Source organism: Methylomonas fluvii, from assembly GCF_014850975.1.
In the GTDB taxonomy this organism is placed as follows: Bacteria; Pseudomonadota; Gammaproteobacteria; order Methylococcales; family Methylomonadaceae; genus Methylomonas; species Methylomonas fluvii.
In genome coordinates this window covers 992211-1009155 of the sequence record NZ_JACXST010000001.1, presented here as the reverse complement: position 1 = coordinate 1009155, position 16945 = coordinate 992211, and the positions used below count along the sequence as shown (strand labels likewise).

General features: G+C 41.4%; 13 protein-coding genes and 2 pseudogenes. 3 read left to right on the top strand and 12 right to left on the bottom strand.

What is annotated here, in order from left to right:
- Nucleotides 1-34: 34 nt before the first annotated feature.
- Nucleotides 35-778: pseudogene (locus EBB_RS04775) on the top strand (IS256 family transposase); the annotation flags it as partial.
- A gap of 27 nt (nt 779-805) precedes the next feature.
- Here the strand turns inward: EBB_RS04775 and EBB_RS04770 are convergent.
- Together EBB_RS04770 and EBB_RS04765 are read right to left on the bottom strand one after the other, a co-directional pair.
- Complete coding sequence (locus EBB_RS04770; protein ID WP_192392703.1) at nt 806-1180, bottom strand: transposase; 375 nt, start codon at nt 1178-1180, stop codon at nt 806-808.
- A 5-nt stretch (nt 1181-1185) separates the two neighbouring features.
- Complete coding sequence (locus EBB_RS04765) at nt 1186-1626, bottom strand: helix-turn-helix domain-containing protein (protein WP_192392702.1); 441 nt, start codon at nt 1624-1626, stop codon at nt 1186-1188.
- A gap of 130 nt (nt 1627-1756) precedes the next feature.
- Here EBB_RS04765 and EBB_RS04760 point away from each other — a divergent pair.
- Nucleotides 1757-2790: pseudogene (locus tag EBB_RS04760) on the top strand (IS630 family transposase).
- A gap of 123 nt (nt 2791-2913) precedes the next feature.
- On the opposite strand, the gene EBB_RS04755 reads toward EBB_RS04760, so the two are convergent.
- The 10 genes from EBB_RS04755 to EBB_RS04710 all read right to left on the bottom strand — a co-directional run bounded on the left by EBB_RS04755 (nt 2914) and on the right by EBB_RS04710 (nt 15868).
- Nucleotides 2914-3852: an acyltransferase family protein gene (locus EBB_RS04755; RefSeq protein WP_192392701.1), complete on the bottom strand. Its 939-nt coding sequence runs from the start codon at nt 3850-3852 to the stop codon at nt 2914-2916.
- A gap of 651 nt (nt 3853-4503) precedes the next feature.
- Nucleotides 4504-5664, bottom strand: coding sequence for a glycosyltransferase family 4 protein (locus tag EBB_RS04750; RefSeq protein ID WP_192392700.1), 1161 nt, complete (start codon nt 5662-5664; stop codon nt 4504-4506).
- Nucleotides 5665-5952: 288 nt separating this feature from the next.
- Complete coding sequence (locus EBB_RS04745; protein ID WP_192392699.1) at nt 5953-7011, bottom strand: acyltransferase family protein; 1059 nt, start codon at nt 7009-7011, stop codon at nt 5953-5955.
- A gap of 90 nt (nt 7012-7101) precedes the next feature.
- The gene (locus EBB_RS04740; protein ID WP_192392698.1) at nt 7102-8187 is read right to left on the bottom strand and encodes a glycosyltransferase family 4 protein; all 1086 of its coding nucleotides are present in this window, start codon (nt 8185-8187) and stop codon (nt 7102-7104) included.
- A gap of 306 nt (nt 8188-8493) precedes the next feature.
- Nucleotides 8494-9441, bottom strand: coding sequence for a glycosyltransferase family 2 protein (locus EBB_RS04735; protein WP_192392697.1), 948 nt, complete (start codon nt 9439-9441; stop codon nt 8494-8496).
- Between the two features lie 156 nt (nt 9442-9597).
- Nucleotides 9598-10755 carry a hypothetical protein gene (locus EBB_RS04730; RefSeq protein ID WP_192392696.1) on the bottom strand — a complete coding sequence of 386 codons (1158 nt, stop codon included), beginning with the start codon at nt 10753-10755 and terminating at the stop codon, nt 9598-9600.
- Nucleotides 10745-11986: a lipopolysaccharide biosynthesis protein gene (locus EBB_RS04725; protein ID WP_192392695.1), complete on the bottom strand. Its 1242-nt coding sequence runs from the start codon at nt 11984-11986 to the stop codon at nt 10745-10747. The genes EBB_RS04730 and EBB_RS04725 overlap by 11 nt, the downstream gene beginning before the upstream one ends.
- 81 nt (nt 11987-12067) lie before the next feature.
- Nucleotides 12068-13060, bottom strand: coding sequence for an acyltransferase family protein (locus tag EBB_RS04720; RefSeq protein WP_192392694.1), 993 nt, complete (start codon nt 13058-13060; stop codon nt 12068-12070).
- Nucleotides 13061-13177: 117 nt separating this feature from the next.
- Nucleotides 13178-13558: a VanZ family protein gene (locus EBB_RS04715; RefSeq protein WP_192392693.1), complete on the bottom strand. Its 381-nt coding sequence runs from the start codon at nt 13556-13558 to the stop codon at nt 13178-13180.
- An 888-nt stretch (nt 13559-14446) separates the two neighbouring features.
- The gene (locus tag EBB_RS04710; protein WP_225587239.1) at nt 14447-15868 is read right to left on the bottom strand and encodes an undecaprenyl-phosphate glucose phosphotransferase; all 1422 of its coding nucleotides are present in this window, start codon (nt 15866-15868) and stop codon (nt 14447-14449) included.
- 298 nt (nt 15869-16166) lie between these two features.
- On the opposite strand from EBB_RS04710, the gene pyrF reads away from it, so the two are divergent.
- Nucleotides 16167-16892: an orotidine-5'-phosphate decarboxylase gene (gene pyrF, locus EBB_RS04705; RefSeq protein WP_192392692.1), complete on the top strand. Its 726-nt coding sequence runs from the start codon at nt 16167-16169 to the stop codon at nt 16890-16892.
- The last annotated feature ends 53 nt before the right edge of the window (nt 16893-16945 follow it).

Sequence of the window (16945 nt, the reverse complement as noted above, 5' to 3'; positions counted from 1 at the left end):
TTAGCCGTGAATTTGTGGCTTTTCAGGGGCGACTATTTATTCGACCCTGCGCGGCGAAGATGACCGCTTGTGTCTGTTGGTGATCATTGGTGTCAATGAGCACGGTGAAAAGCGGCTTTTGGCGCTCTCGGATGGCTATCGAGAATCCAAGGCATCCTGGCTGAGCGTGTTGCAAGATTTGCAGACTCGCGGTTTACAGGACGCGCCGAAACTGGCCACCGGCGATGGGGCTCTGGGTTTCTGGGCGGCGGTGAATGAAACCTGGCCGCAGACACGGACGCAACGCTGCTGGGTGCATAAAACGGCGAATGTGCTGGCTGCATTACCGGATTCGATTCAGGCTAAAGCCAAGGCTGGCTTGAAAAATATCTGGCTGGCAGAAACCAAAGACCATGCCAGCAAAGCCTTTGACAGCTTCCGGCGTGACTTTGAGGCCAAATACCCCAAAGCGGTCAATATTCTGGAAAAAGACCGTGAATCGTTACTGGCGTTTTACGATTTTCCCGCTGAACACTGGGTACACATCCGCACCACCAATCCGATCGAATCGAGCTTTGCGACCATTCGCCATCGGACAACGCGGACCAAGAACTGCGTGTCACGGCATTCGCTGCTAGGCCTAGTGTTCCAGTTGGCACTGACCGCCGAAAAAAGTTGGCGCAAGATACGCGGATTTAAACAACTACCGGATGTGATCAACGGCATTCGATTTCAGGATGGCATTGCTGTCATTACTGAGTCGGATAAAGCCGCAGAAAATCAGCAGATCGCCGCCTGATTCAATTTGCCTATACACCAGATTTGACTATTTCTCAAGCAAAATCAGGCGATGCTCAATCAGCCATTCATCCAATTTGTCTGAGCCAAAGTGATGGTGCATCGTCGCGTTATCGAGCACGACAACGGTCAGAGGCATGCGTTGTTCGCGCCGAGCAATCCGGTCAATCAATTCAGTGACGTGTGGTCGTTTGACGGCTTGGCCGTGTAAGTCATACCAAAGACGACCGGTGTTAAATTCCAAGGCGCCAATCACATTGACGCGCTGTCTGCACGAACTGGCATCGGCCGCATGCGGTTTGCCTTTGGGCGCCCACGCTCTTTGCACATTGGGAATCGTGGAAAAACCGCTTTCGTCCAGATAGAACAGGCTCAATTGATCAGCGAGTGCGGCTGCTTGCAAGCGTTTCAGGTTGTCTTGCGTGGCATCGAAGTGTTCGGGGTCGCGTTTTTTTTCAGTGATAACCGGGTACGAGTAAACGACAAGCCGCGCTTTTTCAGATGGCGTGCCAAGGCATCGAGACTGAAGGTCACTGCATCGGGATGGATTTCTCGCAACTGCCGGTCGATTTCGGCCAAGGTACAGGGCGATTCGCGCGCAATGCGCTCGGCGGTGTCGAGCCATTCCGAGCGAAGTTTGATTGGGGCGCCGCCTTGGTGACCGCTTAACAGGCCGACTACACCTTGGTTCCGCCACGCCTTGGCCCAGTTGTAAGGGGTAGGCAACGTGACACCGAGTATGTCGGCAACCACCGCGAACGCGTGGCCTTTGGCCAGCGCAAGCAAGCCCAACGCTCGGCGACGAAAGTCGGGGTACGGGTGATGCTCGGCTAACTCTTGGAGTGTCATGCATTCTGCTTCGCTCAATTCAAACGGTGGCAACATCGCTGGCTAAGGTAAGTTCTAAACGACATCAGCTTAACCTATGTTTTTACTGCTCTTAAAATAAGTTAAGCCATATTCATGGGATAATAGACCCATGAAATGCAAACGAGATTCCGACTGTCGAGAAATTGACCATCATACCCTGCAAGTGATGCGTCAGCAGGCCGTCAAAGCCGTGAAAAACGGGCAGACTGCTGCCAGCGTAGCGGCAGCCATGGGCGTCAACATCCGCACGGTGTTTCGCTGGCTGTCAGACTTTGCGACCGGGGGCAAAATGCGTTGCTGGCCAAGAAGATTACAGGTCGCCCGCCGTTGGTCACACCCGACGAAATGCGCTGGATTGCCGAGATGGTGCGGGATAAAACGCCCTGGCAGATGAAACTGGAGTGTGGCTTGTGGACCTTGTCGTTGATAGGCGAAGTCATTTACCGCCAGTTTGGTAAACGTCTGACCGCGCCAAGCGTCGGGCGGATCATGCGGTTGCTGGGGTTTACGCCGCAAAAACCTTTATATCGGGCTTGGCAGCAAGACCCAGTTTTAGTCGAAAAGTGGCAGGCAGACGAGTTTCCTGCCTTGAAAGCCGAAGCCAAACGCACCGGCGCGGTGATTTATTTTGCTGACGAAGCGGGCGTCCGTTCTGATTTTCATGCCGGCACCACTTGGGCGCCGGTCGGACGAACACCCATCGTGAAGGCGACCGGGCGACGCTACGGTTTGAATCTGATCTCGGCGGTCAGCGCGCGGGGCGATTTTCGCTTCATGGTGCAGGAAGGCAACGTCACCGCCGAGGTGTTTGTCGAATTCTTGAAGCGCCTGCTGCGTGGTGCCGAACAGCCGATCATTCTGGTCGTCGATGGACATCCGATTCACAAGGCCAAGATTGTAAAGACCTTTGTGGACCAGCAGCAAGGCCGGTTGAAATTGGCCTTTTTGCCACTGTATGCGCCGCAATTGAATCCCGACGAACAGGTCTGGGGCTATATCAAGCCGCGCGTCGCCAAGCAAATGCCGGAAAATAAAATCGAATTAAAGAAACTCGTTCAATCGGCCATGCACCGATTACAGAAACTCCCGCAGGTCGTTAAATCTTTCTTTAGGCACCCGGAATGTCGATATGCCGGCGAGTGACAATACTTTCTTTATGAGCAGTAATTCGGTTATATGTTTTTACTTACAAAGCGCAAAAGTAATTATTCCATTCATAAACATCACTGCGTTGCACTTCTATTTTGAATCCACCCTACCTAAAACTTAGAGCAATTCAGCGTCACGTGAATTTTCATTGTTCAACCGCCTTCCTCTGATCCAATACCTAAAAATATCTATTGGTTTTTCAATTAGTAGCACCAAAAGCAATGAAAAAAGGACCGATGCAACTAATAAATAAAACATATTCTTATATTTAAAATATTCCATTACCCATGGATGCGATAAAAACAAGGGGAACGTAAGTGCGCCAAGTTTAGTGTCCCATGCTGACTGTTTAATTTTCGCCAAATACGGAATAATAAAATAGGCAATGAATACACCGATACATGCACTAATATTAATTCCGCTCGGTATATCTAGACCAAATATTTTCCCAGCAACAAAGGCAACAAACAACACAATTACGGCACAAAATATACCTGCAATACTTTCATTTCTCGCCAACATCATTCCAGCCAAAAACACAAACAACATCCCCGGTACGCCATAATATCCCCACCATGTAGAATGAGGAAATACTGGAGACAATCCAAATATTATTAAACTTATCCACATTACAAGCTTTAGAACCCGTACATTCAGGATAAATAATAAAGGGACTAAAAGGTAAAAGTGCATTTCTGTTGCTAGAGACCATGCCGGGAATATTACAGCCTTCACATCCAAGAGCTCATGATAACTTAGAGGAAACAGCGTGAAATTAATAAGATAATTATCGCCCCCAACCGTTATATAAATCAAAGCAACAATCACCCAATAAAGCGGAAATATTCTAATAGCCCTATCTGTAAAAAAAACGGCTATAGCTTTTTTATAACTGTATTTACTGGTGAACTTGCCAAATTGGAGTTGCATTAAATATCCAGACAAAAGATAAAAAGATATAACCGCCCACTGCCCCGGATTTAACCCCTTATAGACTAATCCAAAATGCGAGAGTGCTACCATTATTGCTAACATCAAACGAAATAGCCCAAACATGCAGATCCCTTTTCAAACTTTATTACCAATCCCGATCTAAGCCCAAATAATCAATTTTGATCAAAGACATAAGTTCAATTCAATATCAAAGCGCGCAAAACTAACACCCATATTCTAATATTTATATTAAACGTGAATTTAAGAGCTTAGTCACACTTGTATGCAATAATAAAAATGGCATTGAGTGCAATATCTACAAAATACCAACTGAGCAATTAAATACCGCCTATCTTGTATTTAGTTGATCAACAAACTAGCAAGCAATGCGACCAAGATAAAACTATACCAACCTAAAACAGTGGATACACACTTCCTAACCCCGGAAATTACTCGGGAACAATCTTTATTGATTTCTATAATTATTTGGGATCAAAGTATCACTTTGCAATCGCTGAAAATCTTGGAAACAGAGCGTCAACGAAGTTATATTTTTAATTCCCGAAGCCTTAGCGCTGGGCGGATTTTCGGCGCGAAGCGGAGAAAACCAACCCGACGTCGTCAAGTCGTGCGAGAGTCTAAGTTCCGGGCCCTTGTTGGGTCGGGACGAGATGACGCGAACGAAGAGCCCCCAAGGTATAAACGGTGGCGCAGTTCTCGAAAAAATCGTTCGGCAAAACAGTTCCTCCTTACAGTCTCAGGCGTCTTGACAATTTAACAGATCAGTCCTTGATATATCTCCATTATCTTCTGATAATTTATATCTGGCGTGTAGTGAGAGACGTAAGTCCTTCTTGCATTCTTCCCTAAATTCCTCCTCACTACCGGATTATTGATTAACCAGCGCACTTTATTAGCTAAATCGGCACTATTTCCAGGCTCAAATAGCAAGCCGTTTTCTCCGTCGCTAATTATCTCAGCCATGCTCCCCAAGTTAGATGCCAAAACCGGCAAGCCGTGAGCCAGTGCCTCCACTAACACCATTGGAAACCCTTCATACCATTCCGATGGCATTATCAAAAATGCAGCGTTGCGCATAAGTCGGCTTATTTCATTTGAACTCTGCCGGCCTAACATCGTAACGTTATTTCCAACTAACGAATTTTCAATAGGCCCAGAACCGGCAATTTTTAATTCAATATCGTTACCAACTGAAGAAAATGCCGCAATTAAGGTTCTAATACCTTTCTCCTCACTAATCCTGCCAACAAACAAGGCGTATGGAGCACCGATACAATCCATTTCATTATCACTATTAAAAGGATCATCTACAAAATTAGGTTTAACAGCTATATTTTCAGAAGGAAAGCCTGCTTCAACAAATTTAGATTTAGAAAACTCAGTTAAAGCTATAAACCGACTCACCTTATTATTCCATGTACCAATTTTTCGGTGATTATTTACCATGTGCGCTAAAACTAAGCTACCCACCCTCGAACCACGATAACAACCATGTAATGCAGCCTGATATGGAGTGCCTGTTATGCAGTTTTCACAGATTTTTCCATTACGCATAAGTAATGCTCCTGGACAAATCAAACGATAATTATGTAGCGTTTGCACGACAGGCACATCTGCATTGATGCAGGCGTCGTAAATAGAAGGGCTAATTTGCGGAAAGAAATTGTGGACATGCACTATATTCGGCCTAAATTGCTTTAGCTTTTCATTAGCAAGGAGCTTACTATTAAATGAATAATTAGTTGTTAGTGCGACATTAATCTTACCCGCTAACCCTACTGGTAAGTCCCTATTATCAACACTCCATAGCTCAACTTCATGCCCGCGCCGTTTTAACAAATCAAATTCTGCGGCCACAACACTATCTTCACCACCAGCTTGCTGATAATAATTATGGACAATTAATATTTTCATATTAAATTACTCTAAATTATAACTTTGAAAATAAGAATAACAACCTCCAACATGTAGCACTTACCGGTGCCAACTAACCTAGAAACCAAGAAATTTGTGAAATGAATATATTAAGCCCCTAAAGACATTATCACGTTGCTGCATAGGAAGATAGCGCCGCATTGACTCATGGGAGAGTCCACGAAAGTGGGATTCCAAATGAATTATAAGGCAATATAGATCTATTATTTTCTCTTGGGAATTCCGAAAAGATATTTTGACAAATATAGCGACTCCAAATCTACTAGATTAAGAAGGAAAAAGCCGTTCTCGTAGAGCAAGAGAAGGTTTTTCTATTAATTTTGTGATAACCACAGCCAAAAAGATAGCACCTAAATATTTTATACATAAGTCGAATATCGGCGAAATTTCGTGTATCTCAACCACTCCCAGCAACGCATAAATAACCCTCATAGCCACAAACTGGTACACGTACATAGCGTAAGAATATAACCCGATCCATGCTACCACTCTTACTAGAGCGTTATTATTATCAATAACTTTAAGCTTATAACAATATAACAATAGCGATCCAGCAGACAAATAGCTTACAGTATATCGAAAGGTAGCTTTAAAAAAAATATTCTCTCGGAAAAATACTAGCAGAAAAATACCAGAAATTAAGACCAGAAAAATATACAACTTAAATTTAGCTATATAGTTAAACTTGTCTGCGTAAAATATTTTAATATAGGCTAGATATATACCGAATGCCAGCGCATCAATTCTATACTGTGTTTGGATATAAATGCTATATGGATTAATTTCATACATAAACGCCCAAACTCGCAAGCCAATGGTGCCAATCAAAACCATTGGCAGCACCGCCTCGAAAACTTTGATATTTATAGAATTTAGCCTCATCACAACGACTATCGCCGCTGCGAAAATCAAATAAAAATGCTCCTCAACAGCCAAACTCCATAGATGCTGAATAGGGGTGAGAAAATAATTTTGTACATGCAATAAGTTCTGCCACAAAAAAGTATCCCACGGGTAACGACCAGATATAAGCAATAAGAACAAATAAAAATATAATACTGGCCATATTTTAAAACCTCTCCTTATTAAAAATCTTCCTACCTTGAAGCTTCCAGTTTGTTTATATTCGTTAAATATAAGTCCACCGATTAAAAACCCACTAAGCACAAAGAATAAGTCCACTCCAGCCCAGCCGACAAGCCGCCCTGGAACCATTAGCAAATCCACAAACCATATATTTGTGACAGTATTATTAAAATGCGATCCCATGGCTAATAAAATAGCTACACCACGAATAAAATCTAAATATATTTCTCGCACTCTCATAAAATATCGATCCAAATACTGAACGGCTGTCAATAAAATTTAAAATGGTAGATTCGACGTAGAATATAGATATATCCCATGAGGACAACCTTACCCCTCTGATATTTCACGAGATACTATATACCCAATAATGCCATTGACAAAGTTATGAGCCATTTTATCTATAGAAAATAAATTGCTACTTAAATAAGCGTTATGTTTTAATTTTTCTAGATTTTCTAAATCCATTAGAGCACGTATGACAGTTTGAGCATAGCAATCTTCCCGCGCCTCAACCATTATGCCATTATAATAGTTTTGCAAATACTCAATCTCTGGGCTATGGTACGGGATATCTGTTGTAAATATAGGAAGTGCTGATGCGAATGCATCTAAAATAGCAAGACCTACCAATCCCGGACATAAAAATACTTCCGATGATTTAAATGCTAGAGCCTTAGATGCTCCAAACAATGGTCCAAGATATCGAACAAAACTATGTTGCTTTGCAAAATCCTCCACCAAATACCTCTCTGCGCCATCTCCCACTATCAGCAATATAAAATCTGGATTATCGTGATGGACCTGAATTGCTGCATTCAACAGAAATCCAATTTTTTTTTCCGCGTATATTGCTCCACAATACAAGCCAATCCTAGCTTTCGAATCAATTTCCAAATCTTTTTTAAATGAACTAATCTCATCGATGCCAATAGAATCTAATACCCCCTTAAACTCAGAAGTATCAACACTATTATTCAAAACGGTAATTTTTGAAGACGGAAAGCCTAAACTCTTCATGTATTCGCCAACTCCTCCAGTATAGGCAAACCACCAATCACAGCGCAACGAAAGAGCCTTCTTTACCCTTTCCTTTATACTATTAGATCTCCCCTGCCTATTTCTGCCATGCCCCCAATATCCAAAATATTTAACACCAATTAGTCTAAGCATAATCAGAACGTAATTATGTAGATGCTTATTAGCCTGCTCAGTTATTATAAAGTCTGCCCACAATATATGAGAACAAAAATTGCGCAATATGTGCAGCTTTCCGGAAAATAACCATATACTCTTTTCAACTATACAATAGTTATTGCTAGTAATAACATTATCCCCTTTACTCATTTCTTTTATTGGCGGTGAACCCGACACCACTCTAAGCTCATGCCCATGCTCCTCTAATAGCTCTTTCATTCGCACAAACAAAGGCACGCGATATTGCTTTAGCATTGGTTGGAATATTAGTATATTCATTCTATATTTTGACTTAATTTATCGAATCCCGACAAGCTGCTTTAATTGACCAAAAAAGCATTAACTAAACAGACTAGCATATAGGTATTTAAAGCCATTTTCTCCATTATTTTTGCTGCGTATTGAGAATATGTATCAAATTTTCTTGCAACTTAATACAGCTTGCACGGTTAATAATAACCGGATAGCTATTGCTTCAGCTAGCCAAATAATCTCACACACATTATCTTCAGCTCTGAAACGGAGCTATGCTCTACCTCGCATTTTTCTTATATTGAACAGAAAGTAAGCTCTTATATTTAACGGTAAAAGCAGAAGAATACAACATAAAATATCTTTAAGCTTTACATGATCATGACTAATTGCCTTCCAAATTTCAAAGTAACCATTTGCTCTTTCGTTTAACTCCAAAAAAATCATCGCGCGTATCCTGTGCCAATACGCTATATATTTTTGTAGGCTCATTTTATTTTTTATAGAACTATCTAGCAGCTTTATTAGTTCGCTGCCGACATAGTCCGGAATTTGTGGGCGACGAAGAAAGTTCTTTCTTTCGCCAAGACTGACGTTAGGTAACATGTAATATGATGTGGCGACTTTTGTATACGCCACATCTCCTTGGCAGGCTAAGCGCGCCCATGTTAGCGTATCCTCACCTGATTTGACGCCAACTGGAAACCCACCTAAGTCTTCAAATATTTCTTTTTTTATTGCAACAGAAGAAGTAAATAGAAAATAACCATTTTCGACAACTGTCATAAAATAATCGGTTATTAATAACCTAATAGGGAGTTCATCAATTCCACTAAACTTAATTTTTCTTGCTACACCATCTTCCCCAACGCCAAAATAGGCACTGCCGTATAAAACCGCCTCGGGGTATTCAGTTATAAGTTTCTCTAAATTCTCTAAATGAGTTGTCGCCCAATAGTCATCCGCATCCAAAAATGCTAATACGCTGCTATTTGCTGCTTTCGCCCCTACGTTCCTAGCAGTTGCAACCCCTGAATTCTTCTGTCTTATTAGCCTTATTCTTTTATCATTATATCTTGAAACCAGCTCAGCACCTTGATCTTCAGACCCGTCGTCTACAACTATTAACTCCCAGTTCTCTACCGTTTGTACAAGCACCGAATTAATTGCTCTTTCAATTGTCGATGCTTTGTTATACAGCGGCACCACTACTGTTATCATAAAATAATTACCTCAAAAAGCACCGATGACTAGCATATAAAATAATTCCCAAATGCAAATGAAGGCTATATATAATATTAAAATTTTAAAAAACTGTACGTGGGACAGATACATTAGCACAGTGAATTATATTCGAATAGAATAAGCCTTTAACCATTAATTTTCGGATATTTGTACTTCTTTATTTTCTGCCCTCTCTAACTGAGACATAGCTAAAAAATAAAAAACCATTACATGCTGATATACCAATACGTTGTCCGTTAGAAACAAGGTCGTTAGAAATAAACTCATCGTCCGCTTATTCATTGAATCATGCTTATTAAGAAAAAAAATGAATGATATAAATATCAAACCTCCAAACTGAAGCACTAACAAAAGAAGGTCACTATGCAATCTAATATCTTTGGTATGGAAAGCGTTTTCTAATAATGTTGTTACCTTTCCTTGACCAACCCCCCAAAACGCAAATTCCGAGTAGTTGAAATTTACTACATTTAACGTTGCATCCCAAAGCTCCTTACGCCCTTTAGTAAATTGATTTGCTGATTGGTCAATTGTCTCAACAAAGAATACATCAAAAGAACCTTTTGCTAATTCAATTAAAAACATAACTGTTAATCCGCAAAAAATAGAAACTGTATATGGGTTGAGAATAAAACTTCTTAACCGCTCCCCCAAAAACCGTGGGGCAATCGCCAAAAACAAAGCAACTATTACAATTCTCTTCAGCATGATTACGCATAAAACAACGGAAATTATGAAAGAAAAATATTTCTTAACTATGAAGAAATACAGGGCAAGCACTCCCAAAGGAAATGCCAATGTACTTTCAAACGTTGATTCAGAGTTTATCAATGAAAAGGAAATATGACCAACTTCCCCGCCAAGGACTATATGTATCAAAAATACAAAAAAAATAAAAATGATTGATTTGTTAAAGTTTATTTCAATCTTAGAAAAATCAAATAGCGTAAAAGTAAAAGTATAGACGAACATCAGATAACTCATTTTCATCCCATTAGCATCTGCTTCATATAAGGATGAAATACTAGCTGCTAGTAGCAGCCAAAACGGCATTGCAGTAAAATTCACTGATCTATTCCGGTATGTTAACCAAATAAACAGCGCAGCAATGGGTAATAAATAAAATACATATCTTAAGAAAGATATTCCTATTAGAGCAATATATAAAAGCATCATCATTGAAATATATGCGCGACGCTCACCTACCGCATTCGCCGCAATTTCCGGACCTGAGGTACTCGCCTTATTCCCTTTTATGCGCATAGGATATGTTATTAATTTATTTTTCAAGAGAATAATAATGAAAAGCTCGCCATAAAAAAAACGCCAACACTAACTCACCCAGCGCTATCGCCAGAATACTTCCTTCCACTCCTCTAATCTTTACAAATATGACAGTCATAAATATCGTAAATATCGCCGTCAAGAAGTTATATATTGTTACAACTTTAAATTTCTTATAAATCTGAAGCAGTATTGCCGCGTTATTCCTTACAGCCTGAGCAAAAAAAACTATCGCCCATAAAATAACCAATTCGCCTACGTTGTGATATTCCTTTGGAAACGCAAAACTTATAACATAGTCTTTGACAATGAAAGTTAGCATTGATACGATAAAAATAACTCCAATTATGAACATTAACATTTTTTGCGCCATATGAATTAGGGCTAGACTTTCCCCCTCTTTCCTTAATATCGCTAGACGAGGCATAAATACCATAACCAATCCTGTACTTACAAAACCTACAGGAGCAAGAAATAATCTTGCCGCATTTGCTTCAGCAATAGCGGCGGCAGAAGCAAAAATTGAAAGCATTGCAACATACCCCTGCGTTTGCATCCAGGAAACAATTGTTCCACCAATAGCCCACTGGCTATGCTGCCAACATTCACTAATGCTCGAAAAAATATCGATTAATTTTATTTTTTTAATTAAACCAGCCAACATCAAACCTGCCAAACCCGCTACAAACGCTCCACACCCGTATATCCCTATCGCCGTGCGATGTGACAGAGATATTTTTAAATATATTGCAAAAAATAGTGCCAAGAATATTACTACAGAATTTATAATATCTATTTGCAACACCCTGACAGGCTTTAATGCCACATAAAAATATCTTCTTACAAACTCGTGAAATGTAGCCGTTAATACCGAAACAGAAACTATTAAACTATAAATAAAAATATCCGCATTTACAAAGTTAGCACAATGCAAAGCACTAATTAATATTGCAAATACTAACCATATAAATGATAATATAATGCATTGTGCAAAAAACATAGAGAGACAGTATATTTTCTTGTCGGGTTTCTCAGGAGAAAATACTGCCATTTGAGTAGTTATAAGTGAATTGATTACACCAACACACAATAAAATCACAGAGAAACCCACACCATACATTCCATAGCTTTCTTTGTTTGTTAGTTTGATTAATAAAAAACCTATCCCAAGATTGCTAAGACTAATTAGCCCTTGGTCTAGTATGCCATAAACCGCATCTTTTCTAACTGCTTTCATTATTAGTCTAATAAATAAAGTTAATATTCCTGAGCACTGTATTCTCGGCTTTCATTAAACCAATATTAGTTAAAATCATTACTAACTTGTTAATTTGTCTAAAAATGAAACTCGGTTAAATATAAATTTTTTAACGAAAATAGGCCCAAAAACGCCGACCAACAGCAGCACAGGGAATATCATTAAAAAATTAGCCCCATCCCAAGTAACAAACATCAATAAAACACCTTTTGCAAGACCGATTAAAATTGTGTTCATTAAATAAATGCTGTAGGTGTATTTGCCAAACACATCCCAAATTGGTATTTTTGCCATAAACCCATTTCTCATTAATGCCTGCAATCCTGGCAGAGAAAACATACCTATAATGACTTTTGACACCAATGGCGAAAAAAAAGACACTGTAGCAAATGATAAAGCAAATATTAAAACAATAAAATAACCATACCTATCTATGATATTTAAATATTTTTCATAACTCCGGACAACTACAACGCCCACCGCAAAAAATAAAAAATATTCGCAAAATCTATCCAACATAAATACATTAGGAGCGGGAACAAACTCAATAACCAAACCGACCAATAAGATTATTATCGACCGTTGAGGACTTGCCATCAAAACCAACGGAAATACTATATACATTTCCATTAAAACATAGATAAACCAAAGCGAACCTCCTGCACTTTGGGAAGGGACTAATAACAAATTAAAAATCTCAGTATATACATCCCCTGGCAAACCATCGACATGCATTACGTTAGAAGATGCCAACTTACCTACATAAATTAAAGTTCCAAATAAAATATATCCCGGAGCCAATCTCCTTAGCCTCCTAAAAACATAACCAAAATAATCCGCACTATTGCTAATACCAGGAAATGTATATGCCATTATTAATCCTGAAATAAACATAAAGAATGGCATATGGAACTTATAAATATAAAATTTAAGCACCGCATACCATTCATTGTCCGCCGGCATATCCGTAGCAACAACATGCCCTAATACGACAAGAAAAATTGCAAATCCTTTGGCTTTATCAATATCAATGAGTCTGCTTTTTTTATCCAATCTAATTATCCACTTTTCTAAATATTAATGAAAAAACAGCTTAAACGCACAAGATACCAAATAGCCAAAACCAGCCTGCAATAAAAACTATTTTGAAAAAGTTAAATGACTACTCATTCAACTTTTTAAGAACAATTTACAAAAACATAAAAATACAATAGCACCACTAATATCGGCCGCTAAATCTAATAACTCGAAAGCACGACTAGGGTTGGATAACTGGTATAGCTCATCGGTGACACCAATAATTGTCACAATCAATAGCGGCATTAAAAACCCTGGCAAATATCGCCCCAAACGCAAATTAAACGAAGCCCCAAACACTAGCAAGGCTAATACACCAAATGCTAGAAAATGCGCCACTTTATCCAAGCCAGACACTTGCCCCATGATTGCAGCCGGAGGCTGTGATGATTCGATAAATAGTATCGCTATCCATACGATACTCGACACAATAAACACTATTGCTAGGTTGCGATTGCTTTCTTGGTGAGCCATTATCTTGTTGATTTTGGGTTAAAATCCGCGCATTTGCGGCGTCCGCTACATGCAAAACGCTCTGTGCGAGCATGGGTATATGTGTCGCGAGATGCCGCAGTATCGTTATGCTGCATACAATCTAGTCGATGCACCCAACATTCCTGTAGTCCTGGCCCAAGTTTAAATTCAATGCCTTCTTGTTTACGCATAACGGAATAGCTGTGTGTTCCGCAAAGCCCTGTTGCTCTTGCCCTAATGCCAGAGGAAATACTAGGTTTATCGCTGTTCGCCCAGTGCCTGTTTGGCTTTAACCAGAAAGCAAAGTTTGGCATCCAAGGTTTTTTTCAAGATTTTGATTAAATCCTTTTACACACAACGGGACCTCTAAAAATTAAAAAACCTCCTTCTCCTTGATTTGGGGGAAGGTTGGGATGAGGGGGTTAAAATCACTTATTTACCCCCCTCACCCTAACCCTCTCCCGGAGGGAGAGGAGATTTCTAGAGGTTCCTATAAATCTATGTCTCCGCCAGTGCTATTATCGTCTGTACTAGAGCCGAACAATTTCAAGCTTGTTAAGAGGTCCGTTAAATATTTGGGTTTACGAAATCAAAACGTGTGGTTAGCCTTAGGAAATTATTTACAAGTTGGTTCCGATCATAACCTCAGGGCAAAGAAGTTGGGCAAGGTCACCACAAACTGAATCTGTAACTACTGTTCGTCTTTACGCCCCTTGGGTACACTGGCTGTCGAAGGACTTAATCAATGCTTCGTGTTTAATCCCTCTCACCCCATCCCTCTCCCGCAAGGAGAGGGAACTTGACTTAAGAGGCATTATCCCTCGCTTCATCCAGCTGTGAGGATTAAGCTTAATAGCTTTCTTTTCTTCAAAAGAGAGGAGCTTTTACTCAATAAGCCTGCTGCCCTACAAACCCTTTAAAAATAGTCAATATCACAATCTTTAAATCTAAAATGACTGACCACTGGCGTATATATTCCAGGTCGTGATGAATCCGTCTTTCCATTTTATCGATGGTTTCGGTTTCGCCTCTGCAACCGCTGATTTGCGCCAAACCGGTGATGCCGGGTTTCATTTTGTGCCGCAGCATATAGCCTTGGATTTGTTTGCGGTAGTATTCATTATGAGCCACGGCATGGGGCCGTGGGCCGACCACCGACATGGTGCCGCTCAGTACGTTTAGAAACTGCGGCAATTCATCTAACGAGGTACGCCGCAAAAAGCTGCCTAGCGGCGTCACCCGGCTGTCGTTGGCGGTGGCTTGTTTGATGCTGTCGCCATTTTCACACACCGACATCGACCGAAATTTCCAAACTTCGATCTGCTCGCCCTTAACGCCGTAACGCATTTGCTTGAAAATGACCGGCCCCGGCGAGGTAATCTTGATGGCGATAGCGATAATCAACATCGGGATAGCGATAATCGGCAAAATGATCGCACACAGCAACAGATCCTCAAGGCGTTTGGCGAAGCCATCCAGCGATGAATTTAAAGGCGTATCGAAGACGCTGACCACCGGAATACCTTTTACGCTGCTGAGTTTGGACTGCATCAGGTTGAAGGTAAAAAAGTCCGGAACAATGTTGACCGACACGGTGCTGTCAGCCAGTTCTCGAATCAATTGGTTAATTCGCTTTTCCGCACGCAAGGGCAAGGTGATGTAGATATGATCGATTTCTCCGCGCTGCGCTCTTTCCAGCAGCTCTTTGAAGTCGCCGACGATGACGTCGACCATGTCTTCATCCTGCCTGCGCTGCTTGTTCTCGATGCGGTCGTCGAAAAACCCCACAAAGCTGTATCCCAGCCACGGCATTTCAGTCAACGCGGCGTTTAGGCGTTTGCCGAGCGAATTGCCGCCCAAGATCGCGTAGTTTCGGGTATTAAGCCCGTGCATCCGCAAATAAGACAATGTCGAACGGCGCAGTGAGTGCAGCATGATGATGCTGAGCGGTGCCAGCGGCAGCCAAAGCTCCAATACTTGCCGCGAGTATTCAAACCCAAAATCGAACACGAAAAAACTGCTGGCAATCAGCGCAAAGGCCACTATCCACGACAACAATATCCGCACGGCATCGTCAAACAGGGGGTCGCCGCGCCAGCCGTGATAGATTTCCTGGTGCTCGGCAAATATACCGAACAACACCGTGCAAACAATGAATAAGCCTAGGTATTCACGATCAAACGTCTCGCCGTAAATATGCAGAGAGATATATAGCGTGATAAAAATCAACGCGGTATCCATTGCCCGTTTAATGCTTTGCAATTCGGGCTGTAGCGGCCTGATAAATCCTTTTGGGCGAAACTGATTCATATCAAATATACTGGTTAGCTTAATGAGTACATCATTTGCCTGCCTGATTATAGGACTTTAAGCCAAAATTATTTCAGCTTAATGAAAGCTTAATGAAACCCCGGCGGCATGTAAACCGTCCGGTGCCTACAAGTTTTTCATGCATGCCGCTTCTTAGCGTCATCGCAGGCGCAACAATTGTTACTTAAACACCAACTGAAAAATCAACGTTGCTTGTAAACCACTTTAGCAGGTCTTGCCAAGCTCACCAATAAAAACGCTACCCTTAACCCAGTAAACAGACTATTTCATAATCCTTATGACAGAATCTTTCATATCAAATAAAGCCATTCCCGTCCGCGAACGCCTGATCATGGCGCTGGATGTTTCCAGCATTGCAGAAGCGCAAGCTTTGGTCGAAGAACTGGGTGAAGCGGTGATTTTTTACAAAGTGGGCATGGAGCTATTCATGTCGGGTGATTATTTCGGATTTATCGAATGGCTGAAGGCCCGCGACAAAAAAGTGTTTGTCGATCTTAAATTCTTCGACATTCCAGCCACGGTGGACAGGGCAATTAAAGCGCTGAGTAACAAAGGCGTGGATCTGGCCACTATCCACGGCAACGACTCCATTATGGAAGCAGCGGCAGCTGCGAAAGGCGACTTAAAAGTGCTGGCAGTCACCGCATTAACCAGCCTGGATCGCGGAGACTTGGACGACTTGGGCTTTCAATGCGATGTGCGCGAGCTGGTGTTGTCCCGCGCTAAAAGAGCCTTACAAATCGGTTGCGACGGCATTGTTTCATCGGGCATGGAAGTGGCCATGATTCGGGAGCAGTTGGGCGAAAAGTTGTTGGTGATTACTCCCGGCATCCGGCCGGTGGATAACCGCGAAGACGATGATCAAAAACGCGCGGTCAGTGTCGAGCAAGCGATTCAAAACGGCGCGGATTACATAGTAGTGGGCAGGCCTATCCGCGACGCGGCTGACCGTAAAGCCATGGCGGAAAAAATTCAGGCACAGATTGCAGCGCAGTTTGGTTGAGTATTTGCGCTAAAGCTTTCTGGAATTTTATTCTCGGTATTTTTGCTTGAAGG

Bases quoted from the DNA above. Each gene is read 5' to 3' on its own strand.
- EBB_RS04765 (WP_192392702.1), bottom strand. From the start codon at position 1,626: ATGACACTCCAAGAGTTAGCCGAGCATCACCCGTACCCCGACTTTCGT.
- EBB_RS04755 (WP_192392701.1), bottom strand. From the start codon at position 3,852: ATGTTTGGGCTATTTCGTTTGATGTTAGCAATAATGGTAGCACTCTCG.
- EBB_RS04750 (WP_192392700.1), bottom strand. From the start codon at position 5,664: ATGAAAATATTAATTGTCCATAATTATTATCAGCAAGCTGGTGGTGAA.
- EBB_RS04745 (WP_192392699.1), bottom strand. From the start codon at position 7,011: ATGAGAGTGCGAGAAATATATTTAGATTTTATTCGTGGTGTAGCTATT.
- EBB_RS04740 (WP_192392698.1), bottom strand. From the start codon at position 8,187: ATGAAAGAGCTATTAGAGGAGCATGGGCATGAGCTTAGAGTGGTGTCG.
- EBB_RS04735 (WP_192392697.1), bottom strand. From the start codon at position 9,441: ATGATAACAGTAGTGGTGCCGCTGTATAACAAAGCATCGACAATTGAA.
- EBB_RS04725 (WP_192392695.1), bottom strand. From the start codon at position 11,986: ATGAAAGCAGTTAGAAAAGATGCGGTTTATGGCATACTAGACCAAGGG.
- EBB_RS04715 (WP_192392693.1), bottom strand. From the start codon at position 13,558: ATGGCTCACCAAGAAAGCAATCGCAACCTAGCAATAGTGTTTATTGTG.
- EBB_RS04710 (WP_225587239.1), bottom strand. From the start codon at position 15,868: ATGAATCAGTTTCGCCCAAAAGGATTTATCAGGCCGCTACAGCCCGAA.
- pyrF (WP_192392692.1), top strand. From the start codon at position 16,167: ATGACAGAATCTTTCATATCAAATAAAGCCATTCCCGTCCGCGAACGC.